The sequence below is a fragment of the Nonomuraea diastatica genome (assembly GCF_004349015.1).
Taxonomy (GTDB): domain Bacteria; phylum Actinomycetota; class Actinomycetes; order Streptosporangiales; family Streptosporangiaceae; genus Nonomuraea; species Nonomuraea diastatica.
The window spans coordinates 14,616-28,151 of the sequence record NZ_SMKP01000013.1 but is presented as its reverse complement, the minus strand read 5'-3'; the positions used below and the strand labels follow the sequence as shown (position 1 = coordinate 28,151).

Annotated in this window: 18 protein-coding genes; 6 read left to right on the top strand and 12 right to left on the bottom strand. The window is 70.5% G+C overall.

Annotated elements, in window-relative coordinates; genetic code table 11:
• Window positions 1-9: 9 nt before the first annotated feature.
• Genes E1294_RS06635 through E1294_RS06620 form a run of 4 tightly spaced genes read right to left on the bottom strand, consistent with a single transcriptional unit; the run spans window position 10 to window position 2,954 of the window.
• Window positions 10-450 (bottom strand): universal stress protein, encoded by a 441-nt coding sequence (locus E1294_RS06635; protein WP_165977128.1) that lies wholly within the window; start codon window positions 448-450, stop codon window positions 10-12.
• Window positions 451-499: 49 nt separating this feature from the next.
• Entirely contained in the window at window positions 500-736 is a 237-nt protein-coding gene (locus E1294_RS06630; RefSeq protein ID WP_132505782.1) for an SPW repeat protein, read from the bottom strand.
• On the bottom strand, window positions 733-1,149 hold the full coding sequence (locus E1294_RS06625) for a hypothetical protein (RefSeq protein ID WP_132505779.1): 417 nt from the start codon (window positions 1,147-1,149) through the stop codon (window positions 733-735). Before E1294_RS06625 ends, E1294_RS06630 begins: the two co-directional genes overlap by 4 nt.
• On the bottom strand, window positions 1,146-2,954 hold the full coding sequence (locus tag E1294_RS06620) for an MDR family MFS transporter (protein WP_281284379.1): 1,809 nt from the start codon (window positions 2,952-2,954) through the stop codon (window positions 1,146-1,148). The genes E1294_RS06625 and E1294_RS06620 overlap by 4 nt, the downstream gene beginning before the upstream one ends.
• 109 nt (window positions 2,955-3,063) lie before the next feature.
• On the opposite strand from E1294_RS06620, the gene E1294_RS06615 reads away from it, so the two are divergent.
• From E1294_RS06615 to E1294_RS06605, 3 genes are all read left to right on the top strand, one after another.
• A complete protein-coding gene (locus E1294_RS06615; RefSeq protein ID WP_132505773.1) occupies window positions 3,064-3,630 on the top strand; it encodes a TetR/AcrR family transcriptional regulator in 567 nt (188 codons plus the stop codon).
• A 139-nt stretch (window positions 3,631-3,769) separates the two neighbouring features.
• Complete coding sequence (locus E1294_RS06610; RefSeq protein WP_132505770.1) at window positions 3,770-5,095, top strand: glycoside hydrolase family 6 protein; 1,326 nt, start codon at window positions 3,770-3,772, stop codon at window positions 5,093-5,095.
• A 95-nt stretch (window positions 5,096-5,190) separates the two neighbouring features.
• Window positions 5,191-6,177, top strand: coding sequence for an LLM class flavin-dependent oxidoreductase (locus E1294_RS06605; protein ID WP_132505767.1), 987 nt, complete (start codon window positions 5,191-5,193; stop codon window positions 6,175-6,177).
• A 17-nt stretch (window positions 6,178-6,194) separates the two neighbouring features.
• Here the strand turns inward: E1294_RS06605 and E1294_RS06600 are convergent, their stop codons facing one another.
• The 3 genes from E1294_RS06600 to E1294_RS06590 form a co-directional block, all read right to left on the bottom strand.
• Window positions 6,195-6,632 (bottom strand): hypothetical protein, encoded by a 438-nt coding sequence (locus tag E1294_RS06600; protein WP_132505764.1) that lies wholly within the window; start codon window positions 6,630-6,632, stop codon window positions 6,195-6,197.
• Window positions 6,633-6,642: 10 nt separating this feature from the next.
• On the bottom strand, window positions 6,643-7,701 hold the full coding sequence (locus tag E1294_RS06595; protein ID WP_132505761.1) for a DUF6745 domain-containing protein: 1,059 nt from the start codon (window positions 7,699-7,701) through the stop codon (window positions 6,643-6,645).
• An 87-nt stretch (window positions 7,702-7,788) separates the two neighbouring features.
• Window positions 7,789-8,145 (bottom strand): helix-turn-helix transcriptional regulator, encoded by a 357-nt coding sequence (locus tag E1294_RS06590; RefSeq protein WP_132505758.1) that lies wholly within the window; start codon window positions 8,143-8,145, stop codon window positions 7,789-7,791.
• A 226-nt stretch (window positions 8,146-8,371) separates the two neighbouring features.
• Here E1294_RS06590 and E1294_RS06585 point away from each other — a divergent pair, with 226 nt between their 5' ends.
• Complete coding sequence (locus tag E1294_RS06585) at window positions 8,372-8,776, top strand: STAS domain-containing protein (protein ID WP_165977126.1); 405 nt, start codon at window positions 8,372-8,374, stop codon at window positions 8,774-8,776.
• A 29-nt stretch (window positions 8,777-8,805) separates the two neighbouring features.
• Here E1294_RS06585 and E1294_RS06580 read toward each other — a convergent pair whose 3' ends face one another.
• Both E1294_RS06580 and E1294_RS06575 read right to left on the bottom strand, forming a co-directional pair.
• Complete coding sequence (locus E1294_RS06580) at window positions 8,806-9,267, bottom strand: VOC family protein (RefSeq protein WP_132505752.1); 462 nt, start codon at window positions 9,265-9,267, stop codon at window positions 8,806-8,808.
• Window positions 9,264-9,851: a DinB family protein gene (locus E1294_RS06575; RefSeq protein WP_132505749.1), complete on the bottom strand. Its 588-nt coding sequence runs from the start codon at window positions 9,849-9,851 to the stop codon at window positions 9,264-9,266. Before E1294_RS06575 ends, E1294_RS06580 begins: the two co-directional genes overlap by 4 nt.
• A gap of 60 nt (window positions 9,852-9,911) precedes the next feature.
• Here E1294_RS06575 and E1294_RS06570 point away from each other — a divergent pair, with 60 nt between their 5' ends.
• Complete coding sequence (locus E1294_RS06570) at window positions 9,912-10,895, top strand: helix-turn-helix transcriptional regulator (protein WP_132505746.1); 984 nt, start codon at window positions 9,912-9,914, stop codon at window positions 10,893-10,895.
• Between the two features lie 243 nt (window positions 10,896-11,138).
• Here E1294_RS06570 and E1294_RS55540 read toward each other — a convergent pair whose 3' ends face one another.
• Window positions 11,139-11,417: a carboxymuconolactone decarboxylase family protein gene (locus tag E1294_RS55540; RefSeq protein WP_246082854.1), complete on the bottom strand. Its 279-nt coding sequence runs from the start codon at window positions 11,415-11,417 to the stop codon at window positions 11,139-11,141.
• Window positions 11,418-11,585: 168 nt separating this feature from the next.
• The gene (locus E1294_RS06560; protein WP_132505743.1) at window positions 11,586-12,536 is read right to left on the bottom strand and encodes a helix-turn-helix domain-containing protein; all 951 of its coding nucleotides are present in this window, start codon (window positions 12,534-12,536) and stop codon (window positions 11,586-11,588) included.
• Window positions 12,537-12,607: 71 nt separating this feature from the next.
• On the opposite strand from E1294_RS06560, the gene E1294_RS06555 reads away from it, so the two are divergent.
• Entirely contained in the window at window positions 12,608-12,940 is a 333-nt protein-coding gene (locus E1294_RS06555; RefSeq protein ID WP_132505740.1) for a cupin domain-containing protein, read from the top strand.
• Window positions 12,941-13,052: 112 nt separating this feature from the next.
• Here E1294_RS06555 and E1294_RS06550 read toward each other — a convergent pair whose 3' ends face one another.
• Entirely contained in the window at window positions 13,053-13,445 is a 393-nt protein-coding gene (locus E1294_RS06550) for a hypothetical protein (protein WP_132505737.1), read from the bottom strand.
• Window positions 13,446-13,536: the final 91 nt, after the last annotated feature.

Sequence of the window (13,536 nt, the reverse complement as noted above, 5' to 3'; positions counted from 1 at the left end):
CGGAGCAGGTCAGGGGACGACCAGCACCGTACGGCGAGCCCGTTTGGCCAGCTTGGCCGCGACCGAGCCGCCCAGGCAGGAGCGCGAGCGGCCCACCACGATGGCGTCGGCCCTGTAGGCGCCGGCCAGCGTCTCCAGCTCGCGCGCCGCGTCACCGCGTACGCTGACGAACCGCCAGGGGACGCCCGCGCCCTTCAGTTCGTCCCTGAGGTCCTCGGTCATGTCGGCCGCCGCGTCGGGGATGACGGGCGACCCGGCGAAGAACCACAGTGACGGGTTGTAGAGCGACTCCACGAAGGCGATGACCAGCGCTGCGTCGTCTCTCCGCGCGAGCCCGGCCGCGTACGCGAGCGCGTTGCGGCTCGGGCCCGATCCGTCGTATCCCACGATGAGAAGGCCGGCGCCGTCCTTGCCGATCTCGAACCGCCCTGCGGGGAGCCGGCCTTCCAACGGCTCCCAGTGAGGGTCCGTGCCACTGCCGAACACGGCTTGTCTCTCGTCAGGTGTCGGCGTGCTTGCCGCGGCGGGTCAGCTCGCGCAGCGCGTCGGCCGCGTAGATCACGAGGGACGCGAACGAGAGCGCGGCGATCGAGCCGCCGAGCCACAGGTCGTTGACGGTCGCGTCCGCGTAGGCCGCGCCGCGGGGCTGGTAGCCGACCACGAACGGGGCCGCGACGAGCCACAGGCCGCCGAGGAACAACAGGACGAGGGCGGATACGCCCAGCTTTGCCTTCAACGGTTCTCCTCCACTCCCACCAGGGAACCCTTGCCGTTCGGGCGGTGTTCGCCGCTCGAACGCGGGGCGTTGTTCAAGTCCTCACGCAACGCCTCGACGAGCGGGGCGAGCAGGGTGGCCAGCTCCGCGGAGGACGCCTGCGGCGCGGGGACCGGCACCGGCTCGGGGACGCGCTGCTTCATCTCCAGCAGGCCGCGCGCCACCAGGTCCGCGTGGATGGCCAGCCCGAACGCGATCGCGCCCGCCAGCCCCACGACGGCCACGCCGAGGCCGGTGAAGAACTCGGACCTGGTGGTGTCCGTCCAGTCGCCGGTCTCCGGCTGGGTGCCGAGGGCGAAAGGCGCGATCATCAGCCACAACCCGGCCAGGGCGGCCAGGGCGGCCGTGACGGCGCCGACAAACATGCGAATCATTGCGAGATTCCTCCCGTTACAAGGTCTTTCTGCGGTGGCGCGGCCTGCGCGATCAGGGCGCGCGAGGTGGGCCGCAACACGTCCTGGGCGACCGACCTGGCCCGTTCCCGCTCGGAGCGGCCGTCCGGCGGCGCCATCCTCGCGACCGCGGTGAGCAGCGCGGAGCGCTCGCCGTTCGTCCGCTCGATGCGCTGGGCGACGAGCTCCAGCAGCAGCCCGGCCAGCACCAGGTCGTCCTTGCTGAGCGGCTTGGGCTCGGGCGGCGCCGCCATGGTGGACCCGCGCAGCGGCAGCTCCTTGAGAAAGAGCGTGGCCGCGAACCCGAGCAGGGCGATGGGCACGCCCACCATGAACACGGTCTCCAGGCCGCGCGTGAACGACTCCAGCACGATGTGCTTGATCGGCTCGGGCAGCCGCTGGATGGCGTCGGGGCTGCCGAGCTGGACGTCGGAGCCGCCGGGCAGTGCGATGTTCGCGGCCCGCAGCATCTCGGCCATCTCGTCCTTGAGCCGGTTGGTCAGGATCGCGCCGAACGCGGCCACGCCGACGGCGCCGCCCAGCGAGCGGAAGAACGAGACACCCGACGTGGTCGAGGCCATGTCACGCGCCTCGGAACCGTTCTGGGCGGCCAGGATCAGCATCTGCATGGACATGCCGAGCCCGGTGCCCAGCACCGCGACGTCGAACCCGATGAGCCACTCGCCGGAGTCGACGTGCAGCCTGGACAGCAGGAGCAGCCCGGCGGCCACCACCAGCAGGCCGGCGACCGGGAAGAACTTCCACCTGCCGGTCTTGGTGACGATCTTCCCGGAGATTACGCCGGACAGGAACAGCGCCGCCACCATGGGCAGCGTCATCAGACCCGAGTCCGTCGGGCTGAGGCCCTTGACGATCTGCAGATACTGCGGCAGGTAGATCATCGCGCCGAACATCGCCATGCCCACGAACAACGAGGCGAGGCTGGTGAGCACGAACGTACGGTTGCGGAACAACCGCGGCGGCAGGATGGGGTCGCGCGCGGTCCGCTCGGACAACACGGCGAGTGCCAGCATGAGCAGGCTGATCGCGGCGAGGAAATAGGTCCAGACCGAGTTCCACGCGAACTCGTTGCCGCCGAGCGTCAGCAGCAGCATGAGCGCGCTCGCGCTGGCCGTGATGGTCGTCGCGCCCCAGATGTCGACCGAGGTCTCCCGCTTGACGACCGGAAGTTTCAGCACCTTCTGGATCACCAGGAAGGACACGATGGCGAACGGTACGACCACGTAGAAGCACCAGCGCCAGCCCAGCCAGTCGGCGTCCACGATGAACCCGCCGAGCAGCGGCCCCGCGACCGTGGAGATCCCGAAGACCGCCCCCATGTAGCCGGAGTAGCGGCCGCGCTCGCGGGGCGAGACGATGTCCCCGAGGATCACCTGGGACAGCGCCGACAGGCCGCCGACACCCAGGCCCTGCACGGCCCGCGCCGCGATGAGCTGCCCCATGTCCTGCGACATCCCGGCGACGGCCGATGCGGCGACGAACAACCCCAGAGCGGTCTGGAAGAGCAGCTTGCGCCCGAACAGGTCGGACAGTTTGCCCCACAACGGCGTGGAGACCGTCATCGTCAGCATGGTCGCGCTCGCGACCCACGAGTACTGATCCTGACCGCCGAGTTCCCCCACGATCGTCGGCAGCGCGGTGCCCACCACGGAAGTCGAGATCATCGACGTGAGCATCGCGAGCATCAGCCCGGACATGATCTCGAGGATTTCGCGGTGGGTGTACTGCCGCTTCGTGGGGGTTGCGGTATGCGCCTGGGCTACCAAGACACCACATCCCCCTTATAACAGTCCTTATTCAGCGGAGTATACGCCCGTTTACTAGCCGAGCGGCAAGTTGGGCCGCCGCCCACGCGCAGCCGACTAGAGTTCTGCTATGGACGCCCAGGCAGTGAGGGCTGGAGCCAGGCCGCGCGACCGGGAGGCCACGCGCGAGCGCATCTTGCAGGCGGCCCGCACCCTGTTCGGTGAGCAGGGCTACGAGACGGTGACCGTACGCATGATCGCCGCGGCGGCCGAGGCCAACGTCGCCCTGGTGGGCCGCTACTTCGGCTCCAAAGCCGGGCTCTTCCACGCTGTCCTGCAGGGTGAGCCGACGCTCCGCACCCTGTTCGAGGGGGACGCGGAGGCCCTGCCGCGCCGGCTGGCCGAATACGCCGCCGAGCGCATGCGGCGACCGCCGGACAGCCCGATCCTGCGGGCGCTCGAACGTTCCGCGGCCCACCCCGAGGTGCGGGCCGTGGCCCGCGAGCGCCTCATCACCGCCGTGCTCAATCCCATCGCCGAACGACTCGACGGCCCCGACGCGCAGATCAGGGCCCGCATGGCCACCGCGGTCTTCCTCGGCATCGGCGCCACCCGCCGCCGCCTCGGCCCGCAGGAGCCCACGCCGGCCGACGTCGACCGCCTCACCGCGGTCTTCGAGGCCTGCCTGGCAGGCTGAAAGTTTCAGCTCCCGAGGCTGCTCTGGCCTGGGGTTATGGCGTGATGATCGATCCGATGTCTTTGTGCGGGCGGTGACGGCTACCTACCATCCGGGGTGCCGGTGGGAGCGCTCCCACATGACGGACGGAGTAAAACCCATGTCTCGCAGGAAGCCCCTGTTGGCGGTGCTCCTCGCCGCGGCCGCCACGGTCGCCGCGGGGGCGGTCGTCCTCGCCTCGTCCACAGCCAGGGCCGCCGACTCCGCTTTCTACGTGGATCCCCAGACGAACGCCGCCAAATGGGTGGCCGCCAACCCGGGCGACAGCCGTATTCCCGTGATCAGGGACCGGATCGCCGCCGTGCCGCAGGGCAGGTGGTTCGCCACGTACAACCCCTCGACCGTGCGCGGCCAGGTCGACGCCTACGTAGGCGCGGCAGCGGCGGCGGGCAAGAACCCCATCATGGTCGTGTACGCCATGCCGAACCGCGACTGCGGCGGCCCCAGCGCGGGCGGCGCCCCCGACCACGCCGCCTACCGTGGCTGGATCGACGAGATCGCCGCCGGGCTCGGCGGCCGGCCCGCGACCATCGTGCTGGAGCCCGACGCGCTGGCGATCATGTCCAACTGCATGAACTCCTCCGAGCAGGCCGAGGTCCAGGCCTCCATGGCGTACGCGGGCAAGAGGTTCAAGGCCACGTCGTCGCAGGCCAAGGTGTACTTCGACGTCGGGCACGACGCCTGGTTGTCCGCCTCGGAGGCCGCGACCAGGCTGAACGGCGCCGACGTGGCCGGCAGCGCCGACGGCATCGCGGTCAACACCTCGAACTACCGGTCCACGCCCGGCCTGGTGTCGTACGCGAAGAACGTGATCGCCGCGACCGGCGTGTCCGGGCTGAAGGCGGTCATCGACACCAGCCGCAACGGCAACGGCCCTTCCGGCAGCGAGTGGTGCGACCCGCCCGGTCGCGCGACAGGCATCTGGAGCACCACGGACACGGGTGACGCGGCAATCGCCGCCTTCCTGTGGGTCAAGCCGCCCGGCGAGGCCGACGGGTGCATCGCGACCGCCGGGCAGTTCGTGCCGCAGCGGGCGTACGACCTGGCCATGGCCGCGCCATCGCCCACGGTCGGCCCGACCGTGTCCGTGACGCCCACTGTGACACCCACGGCAGGTCCCGGCGGGTGCACGGCGACGTACAAGGTGACGAGCGAGTGGCAGGGCGGCTTCCAGGGCGAGGTCACCGTCACGAACCCGGGCTCGTCCCCGATCGGCGGCTGGCAGGTCGGCTGGACGTTCCCCAACGGGCAGACGATCTCGCAACTCTGGAACGGCACCCTGTCGGGCGGCGGCGGCTCCGTCTCCGTCACGAACCTCGGCTGGAACGGCGCCGTGGCGGCGGGCGGCAGCACCACGTTCGGTTTCCTCGCCGCTCACAGCGGTCAGAACGGCACGCCGTCCACCCTCACCTGCACCGCCTCCTGATCATCGCCGGGCCTGCCCGTGCAGGCCCGGCGAAATATCCGCGCTCCGCGCGATGTTGGACAGAGCCATCCGCACTCCTCGAAAGGCGCGTACCCATGGCTCTGCCGCTGTCAATTCTTGATCTTGCACACATCGGCGAGGGCGAGACGGCGCGCGACAGCTTCACCGCGAGCGTGGCCCTCGCCCAGCGCGCGGAAGAGCTCGGCTACAAGCGCATCTGGTACGCCGAGCACCACAACATGCCGAGCATCGCCTCCTCGGCGACCAGCGTGCTGATCGCCCACATCGCCGCGCACACCAGCACGATCCGCCTCGGCGCGGGCGGCGTCATGCTTCCCAACCACTCGCCGCTGACCATCGCCGAGCAGTTCGGCACCCTGGAGACCCTCCACCCCGGGCGCATCGACCTCGGCCTCGGCCGGGCGCCGGGCAGCGACCAGCAGACCATGCGCGCCCTGCGCCGCAGCCCCGCCTCCGCCGACTCGTTCCCGCAGGACGTGCTCGAACTGCAGGGCTACCTGACGGGCGAGTCCCGCATCCCCGGCGTCGATGCCACCCCCGGCAAGGGCACCGACGTGCCGCTCTACATCCTCGGCTCCTCCCTGTTCGGCGCCCAGCTCGCGGCGGCCCTCGGCCTGCCGTACGCGTTCGCCTCGCACTTCGCGCCCAACGCGCTGGAGGAGGCCGTGGCCGTCTACCGGCGCGACTTCAAGCCGTCCGCGCAGCTCGACCGGCCGCACGTCATCGCGGCGCTCAATGTGATCGCCGCCGAGACGACGGAGGAGGCCGAGGAGCAGTTCCTGGCCTCCAAACGGCTCAGGGTGACCCGGTTCCTCGGCCGGGGGCGCACGTTCTCGCAGGAGGAGGCCGACATGATCCTGGAGTCGCCGGCCGGGCAGCAGATCGTGCAGATGGCCAAATACTCCGCCGTCGGCAACCCGGGCGAGGTCGAGGCGTACGTCGCCCGCTTCGCCGAGCACGCCCGGGCCGACGAGCTGATCGTCGCGTTCTCGGCCGTCGACAGGAAGGCCTGGATGCGCTCGGCCGAGCTCCTGGCGGAGGTCCACGGCCTGCGCGCCTGAGAGATCGGGGCACGGGGTCAGTCGGCGACGAGGCGCATTCTGCGGCCCTCGCGCTCGCGCTGGCGCCGCACCACGTACGTGCCCGGCGCGCACCCCGTGCCTCCATGCTCGGGATGCAGCAGGTAGACGGTGGCCCGCGCCTGGAACAGGCCGATCGCCAGCTGGTCGGAGTCCATCACCCGGTTTGTCCACAGGCACGTGCCGGGGTCGGCGACGAGCGTGTGCGGGTTGCCGCCAGCCTCGCCGCGCAGCAGTTCGACGCCCGCCGACGGCACGGTTTCCCACTCGGCGTCGTGCCGGGCCCTGACGGAGTCGGCGACCATCGCGAGCGGGATGACGATGAGGTCGCCCTGGGCCTGGAGGCCGTCGACGACGGGGATGCGGACCGACTGCTCGAGGTGGTCGAGCACGGTGAGCCCGGTCCGCCGGGTCAGGGAAGCAAGAGTCACGGTCATGGTCATCACCTCAGGTTCTGCGCTGGAGTCGGGAGTAGTGCTCGGCGGACAGCCCGTAGGTCCAGCCGGCGGCGGCGATCGGGTCGTCGAAGGCCGGCACGGTGAGCCCGTAGCGGCGCCGGTGGCCGTCGCGTTCGACGGATCCGTTGACGGCGAGGAGCACCCTCGTTCCCCCTCGCATGTCGTGGAGCTGCAGCTCGCAGCCCGGATTGCCGGGGTCTGGCGCGGTGGCGACGAGTCGCAGCCTGGCCTGGTCGACGTACGAGGCCCAGCCCATGTGCTCGATCGCGCAACGCCTGACCTCCACGTTCGGCTCGTCCGCGATCCGCCGCACGCTCGGATCCGCGATCACCCAGGCGGGCACCGCCATGCCGTGCCAGGCGTGCAGGTCCCAGCCGTCCGCGTAGCGCACGGCCGGGCCGTCCGCGCAGTGCGGCCGGACCTCGCCGTTCTCGCCCCACATCTCGGTGTGCAGGGCGACGGGACGCTCGGAGACCACGCACGTGTCTTCCCTGGGCCACCACCAGCCGCACGACGTGGTCGCGGCCGTCCACAGGCCGAGGTGCCGCCGCTGCTCGTCGGTGAAGACCGCGCCGGCGGCACGGCGCAGGGCGTCGTACTCGGCGACCCAGGAGGCGTACAGCGTGTCGTACCAGACGCGCCGGAGCACCGGCGAGTCGTGCGCTGCGGTCAGCGCCGGGATGAGGGTGCTGGTGACGGACCGCTGGAGCGGTAAGAACGTCGTACGGCGGATGATCTGGTCGAGCGGCTGCTGACGCGGTCTGGTCCGTGCGTCGAGCTCGTGGCGCAGCGTGGTCGCCAGCGCGGACAGCCGTCTGGGTACGGGCCACTCGGCCAGGCGGTCGATGGTCTCCCAGGCGCGGGTCCCCGGCGGCACGGTCGCCAGGCCCTTGGCGGGCGACGAGACCCAGTGGAAACGGGGTGGGGGCAGGCCGATCAGGCGGTAGAGCCCCGAAATGGCGGCCTCTGCTGCCGGACGGTCGGCTGGGCGTGTCGACAACACCCGGCCCAGCCATGCTTCGCGGATTGCGGCAGCTTCCCGCTGCACGTGGACGCTCACCGGATGCGGGTGGCGTCGTCCTTTCTCACGATCATGGATGAATAGTGACAGATTGGCGTCGGCCGTGTCCAGCGGCTAACGGGCCTGGCCCTGCTCCTCGGTCATCGTGTGGGTGGAGGTGCTGCCATCGGGCAACTCGCGGTGGGTGAAGATGTCGATCAGCACCTGCACGGGCATGTCGGCCTCGGTGTGGTGACGGAATCTGACGCCGGGCTGGACGTGGTAGTGGTTGCGGCGTCCGACCCTGTTGCGCTGGATGTAACCGGCCTCCTCCAGGTCCGAGACGATGCTCTGGGCCGCGCGCTCGGTGATGCCGATCGATGCGGCGATGTCACGGACCCGCACCTGTGGGTCGACGGCGATCGCCAGGAGCACCCGGGCGTGGTTGGTTAGGAACGTCCACCCTGCGCGGCGTGCGCCCTCGTTGGCCATCCCTGTGCGACTCCTCCCGATGTTGAGCTGACCAGCAGCATACGATGACGGGCAACTCGTTGTGCGAAGTTTGATTGCAGAAAAGCTATTCCGGTATTGTTCTTACTAGTTTACCGTAGAGGTGTCCGGCCGCCCAGGCTCGGACCCCGTGATGATCAGGGAGGATGCGATGTCGCACGCGAGACACACCGTCAAGCCGCGACCGGCTCACGGATCGCGTCGCCCGATGAACGCGGCTCGGCACGTGCGCCGAGACCGGCACACGACACTCGACACCTCGTGCGCCGACGAGGGCGACATGGTGTTGTCAGCACCTCCGCCCACGCCGGAGCACCTGTTGTACGCGGACCACATCCTGCAGGTCACCTGCACCGTCAACGCCGGGCCTTCCGTGGTCCGGCTCATCGGTGAGATCGACTCCAGCAACAGCGGAGAGGTCCTCCGCACGCTGACCGAGGCACGCTACATCGACGATCATCTGATCATCGACGTCAGCGGCGTCTCCTTCGCCGACGTGTCGGCCGTCCGAGCCCTGCAGTCCTTCGCCTCCGGCGGCTCGGCCACCATCCGCCACGCTCAGCCGCAGCTGAACCGCCTGGCGGGCCTGCTCGGCCTGCCCCTTTTCGACTGACGTACCGCCCCCGTCCCGGCGGGGGCGGGTCAGTCCAGGCAGAACTCGTTGCCCTCGGGGTCCGTCATCACGATGAAGCCGGCGCTCATCGGGAGCTCGGGTTCGTGGCGGCGTACCCGTGTCGCGCCCAACGCGACGAGCCGGTCGCACTCGGCCTCCAGCGCCGCCATCCGCTCGTCTCCCTCCAGTCCGGGAGCCGCGCGGACGTCGAGGTGGACGCGGTTCTTGACCACCTTGTCCTCCGGCACCCGTTGGAAGAACAGCCGCGGGCCCTGCCCGTCCGGATCCTCGACGGCCGACGCCGTGTTGCGCTGGTCCTCCGGCACGCCGGCCCGCGCGAGGAAGTCGTCCCACGCGGCCAGCGGGTCGGCTCCCTCGGGCAGGCCGGCCCCGGGCGGGCCGGGATGGACGTAACCCAGCACGTCACGCCAGAAGGTCGACAGCGCCTTCGGGTCGTGGGCGTCGAAGGTGACCTGGATCTCGCGGCTCATCGGGCGGCTCCGTTCTCGGTGGCCTGCTTGCGCAGGTAGAGGTCGCGCAGCAGGCAGACCTCGGACAGGTGGTGGATCAGCTCGCGGTGGATGTGCAGCACCAGGTCGGCCATGGGCGCGTCGGGGTAGGGCTCCTTCTCGCCGACCGGGACCAGGAGCCCCTCCTCGCCGAGGCCGCGTACCCCGGCCAGCCAGACGTCGAGCTGGGTCTCGAGCTGGTCGAGCGCGGTGGCCGCGCCGCCCGCGTACTCCCAGGTCTCGTACGACGCCGGCGGCGCGCCGAAGTGCGCCGTGTTGCGCATGGCGAGCACGCCGACGATGACGTGGCCGAGTCGCCAGGCGATCGTGGTGAAGGGCGCCGGGGACGGCTCGGGGAAGGCGTAGTCGATCGTGAAAGGACCGGAGCCGGCCTGCACGGGTGCCGTCGAACTGCCACGGGGCCGCACGCTCCAGGCGTCCGGCACCGGGGACCAGAAGTATTCGTCGTCGGTGAGGCCGTCGAACCGGGGCCTGAGGTGATGGTTCCAATGCCACTCCGCCTGCTCGCGCAGCGTGCGGTTCCAGTCGAGTGCTTGTTTGTCCACGAAGTCACTGTCACCCCTCTAGCGGACAGGAACGGTCCGCTATCTGGCAGGGTGGACGACATGGATGTGGCGAACGGTGACGAGCGGGGGACGACCGAACGGGTGCTCACCCTGCTCGGGCTGCTGCAGCAGCGCCAGGTCTGGACCGGCCCCGAGCTCGCCGACCGGCTGGGGGTCACGCCGCGCACCGTACGCCGCGACGTCGAGCGGCTGCGCACGCTCGGCTACCCGGTGCACGCCACCCAGGGCGTCGGCGGCGGCTACCGCCTCGGCCGCGGGCAGGACCTGCCGCCGCTCCTTCTCGACGACCAGGAGGCCATCGCCACCGCGGTCTCGCTGCTCGCCGGCGCGGGCGGCGCGGTCGCCGGCGCCGGCGACGCCGCGCTGCGGGCGCTGACCAAGCTCGACCGGGTGCTGCCCACCCGGCTACGGCACGAGATCCGCGCCCTCTCCGGCTCGGTCGAGTCGTTCGGCACAGACCGCACGCCGGTCGACCCCGAGACGCTCATGACGCTGGCCCGGGCCTGCCGCGACGAGGTCGAGGCCGGCTTCGACTACCCGTCAGGCCCCGAGGTGCGACGGCGGCGGGCCGAGCCCTACCGCCTCGTTGCCTCCGACCGGCGCTGGTACCTCCTCGCCTACGACCTCGACCGCGACGGCTGGCGCATCTTCCGCGTTGACCGGATGACCGACGTGACGGCCAGGACCTGGCGCTTCCGCCCGCGTGCGGCGCCCGACGCGGCGGCGTACGTGCAGGAGAGCGTGGCGAGCCGGGTCTACCCGCGCCAGGCGCGCTTCCTCGTGCACGCCCCGGCCGGCACGGTGCGCGCGCAGGTGCCGGCGTCGGCGGCTGTGGTGCGACCGCGTGGAGCCGAGCGGTGCGAGCTGCTCAGCGGCGCCGGCAACCTCGACGTCGTGCTCATGCACGTGGTCCTGCTGGGGCACGGTTTCGAGGTGCTCGACCCTCCGGAGCTCGGCGGGCGCTGCCGCGAGCTGGCGGAGAGACTGCTCGCGGCAGGCGCGACCGACGCTGGACCGGTGTGATCACCCCCACTGGCCGGGCTGGTAGGCGCCGGCGGGCTGCTGGGTGATGACGTTCAGGCGGTTGACGGTGTTCATGATGGCGATGAGGGACACCAGGGCGGCGAGCTGGTCCTCGTCGTAGTGCTTGGCGGCGTTCGCCCAGGCCTCGTCGGTGACGCCGCCGGCCGCGTCGGCGACGCGGGTGCCCTGCTCGGCCAGCTCCAGGGCGGCCCGCTCGGCGTCGGTGAAGACCGTCGCCTCCCGCTACGCCGCGACCAGGTTGAGGCGCACCGAGGTTTCCCCGCGGTGCGCGGCGTCCTTCGTGTGCATGTCGACGCAGAAGCCGCAGCCGTTGATCTGGCTGATGCGCAGCGCCACCAGCTCCTGCGTCGCGGCGGGCAGGACCGCACTGGTTCTCGCCGGTTGCGGGATGGCGGTGCTCGCGGCCGGCTCACCGGCTGCTTCGGGAGAGCAGGTGCTCCTGGCGGATTCTTCGTCCTTCGCGGCGGAGCCCGGAAATCCCCGGCCCAGAGGAAATGCCAAGAAAGCGGGAAACTATTGGAGTAAGGGCCGGTCCGTCAACAGTGGCAACTTCTCCAATGTGATCGATTCTTACCGGTCCAACAATTCGCTACGCGGCAGCGCCAACTACGTCAACGGCCCGCAACGGCTCATCGTGAAATCCGGCAGAGGCAGGTGAGGCCGCCGCCGTCATCGTGGCCTGGCCCGGAACGCCCGGCGATAGGCGCCGGGCGTTGTGCCCAGGGCGTTGAGGAAGCGCCTGCGGAGGTTGGTGGCCGAGGAGAGACCGACGCGCCGGGCGACGGCGTCCAGCGGGAGGTCGGACGACTCCAGCAGGTCCCGGGCCGTGGCGATCCGCTGGGCGAGCAGCCACTGCCCCGGGCTGGTGCCGAGCTGATCGACGAACCGCCGGGTGAGCGTACGAGGTGAGAGGCCCGCGTGCGCGGCCATGCTCTCGATGGTCACCGGTTCGCCGAGCCTTCCTGTGACCCACTCCAGCAACGGCGCGAGCGTGCCGTCGATCTGAGCGGGATGCGGCGGCGCCGCATACTGCAACTGCCCGCCCTCGCGGTGCGGCGGCATGACCATGGTCCGTGCGATGTGCGCGGCATACCAGGCGCCCTGGTCGCTGCGGACCAGGTGCATGCACAGGTCGATGCCGGCTCCGGCGCCGGCGCTGGTCGCCACGTCGCCATGGTCGACGTACAGCACATCGGGGTCGAGCAGGACGCCAGGCAAGCGCGCGGCGAGCTTGTCCACCAGCGCCCAGTGGGTGGTCGCCCGCCGCCCGTCCAGCAGACCGGCGTGCGCCAGCGCGAAGGCTCCGGAGCAGATGCTGACCACCCGCGTTCCGCGGGAGTGCGCCCGGCGCAGTGCCTGAACGACCGCTGGTGAGGGCGGATCATCGGCGGGCAGCCAGCCCGGGACGATCACGGTGTCGGCACGGTCGAGCGCGTCCAGCCCGTCGGTCACGAGCATGTCGTAGCCGGCCTGCGTCGCGACCTGGCCAGGACGCTCCGTGCACACGTTGAAGGTGTACCGCGTCGGGAGCCCGGTCCGCTCGATCCCGAACACCTGGGCCGCGCAGCCGAGCTCGAATGTCGATTGCGGTGGGCGGATCAGCGCCGTTACCCGATGCATGGCGTGAAAGTACCGCATGATGTCTTTCCTGACACTCGGCGGGGGTCATGGTCGGCCGCCAGGCTGGCACTATGACGACAGAACAGAGCACCTCTGCCTATGTGTGGGCCTCCGTCCAGGACGCCCCGGTTCGCGAACTTTTCCCAGGCATCCGGGCGCGGATGTTGTGGAACGGGGACAACGGCGCGAAGGCTTGTGTGCTGGAGATGGACGCGAACACCTGCTGGCAGGGGATCGACGTCCACGAACCCGGCCCCGAGGAGGTCTTCGTGGTCTCCGGCGTCTTCAACGACGGCGACCGGGACTACCCGGCCGGCTCCTTCATCCACGCCCCCGCGGGCTCCTCGCACGTGCCGCAGACGACGACGGGCTGCGCGCTGTTCCTCTTCTACCCGGAAGGCTGATCGCCGGGCGGGCTCCCGGTGCCATAACGCACCGGTCGCTTCCTCGGACGGCAAGGTGCGCACGAAAGAGCCACCCGGTGGTCCCGGGTGGCTCGGGCAACGGATGTCCCGGTCAGAACACCGTTTCGACGTTCGTGGAACGTACGGTCCACGGCGGCCCGCACGTGCCGCGCCCGGTGAACCGGTTGCCGGCGAAGATGATCGGGCTGGCGAACTGGTAACCGTCGGAGCAGGTCACCACGACCCTGATCGCCCCGCTGAACACCGAGCAGTCGATGTCGATGTAGTACGCGGGGATGGGGACGTTGCGGGAACACGAATAGGTGGCGGCCAGCGACGCCGCCCCGTCCTTGCCCGGGACGTCCGGGAGGGCCGCGGCCGACTGGCCGGTGAACCCGCGTTCGGGCGCCGCGGCGGCCGAACCCGTGTGAAGCGCGACAGAGAACAGCAGCGCCGCGATCGCGGCCAGCACGCCGATGAGCGTTCTTCTCGCATGTACAACCATGTGATCGAACCTCTCGCTGGGTTTCCTGGCGGCCGGCCGAGCCTTGTCAGTGCTACTTTCGCCAAGCCAGGAGCGCCGGTCATCGTCATTT

What these genes read in the sequence shown, in the direction of transcription:
- E1294_RS06625 (WP_132505779.1), bottom strand. Translation starts at nt 1,149, where the DNA reads ATGATTCGCATGTTTGTCGGCGCCGTCACGGCCGCCCTGGCCGCCCTG.
- E1294_RS06615 (WP_132505773.1), top strand. Translation starts at nt 3,064, where the DNA reads ATGGACGCCCAGGCAGTGAGGGCTGGAGCCAGGCCGCGCGACCGGGAG.
- E1294_RS06610 (WP_132505770.1), top strand. Translation starts at nt 3,770, where the DNA reads ATGTCTCGCAGGAAGCCCCTGTTGGCGGTGCTCCTCGCCGCGGCCGCC.
- E1294_RS06605 (WP_132505767.1), top strand. Translation starts at nt 5,191, where the DNA reads ATGGCTCTGCCGCTGTCAATTCTTGATCTTGCACACATCGGCGAGGGC.
- E1294_RS06600 (WP_132505764.1), bottom strand. Translation starts at nt 6,632, where the DNA reads ATGACCGTGACTCTTGCTTCCCTGACCCGGCGGACCGGGCTCACCGTG.
- E1294_RS06590 (WP_132505758.1), bottom strand. Translation starts at nt 8,145, where the DNA reads ATGGCCAACGAGGGCGCACGCCGCGCAGGGTGGACGTTCCTAACCAAC.
- E1294_RS06585 (WP_165977126.1), top strand. Translation starts at nt 8,372, where the DNA reads ATGAACGCGGCTCGGCACGTGCGCCGAGACCGGCACACGACACTCGAC.
- E1294_RS06580 (WP_132505752.1), bottom strand. Translation starts at nt 9,267, where the DNA reads ATGAGCCGCGAGATCCAGGTCACCTTCGACGCCCACGACCCGAAGGCG.
- E1294_RS06570 (WP_132505746.1), top strand. Translation starts at nt 9,912, where the DNA reads ATGGATGTGGCGAACGGTGACGAGCGGGGGACGACCGAACGGGTGCTC.
- E1294_RS06560 (WP_132505743.1), bottom strand. Translation starts at nt 12,536, where the DNA reads ATGCATCGGGTAACGGCGCTGATCCGCCCACCGCAATCGACATTCGAG.
- E1294_RS06555 (WP_132505740.1), top strand. Translation starts at nt 12,608, where the DNA reads ATGACGACAGAACAGAGCACCTCTGCCTATGTGTGGGCCTCCGTCCAG.
- E1294_RS06550 (WP_132505737.1), bottom strand. Translation starts at nt 13,445, where the DNA reads ATGGTTGTACATGCGAGAAGAACGCTCATCGGCGTGCTGGCCGCGATC.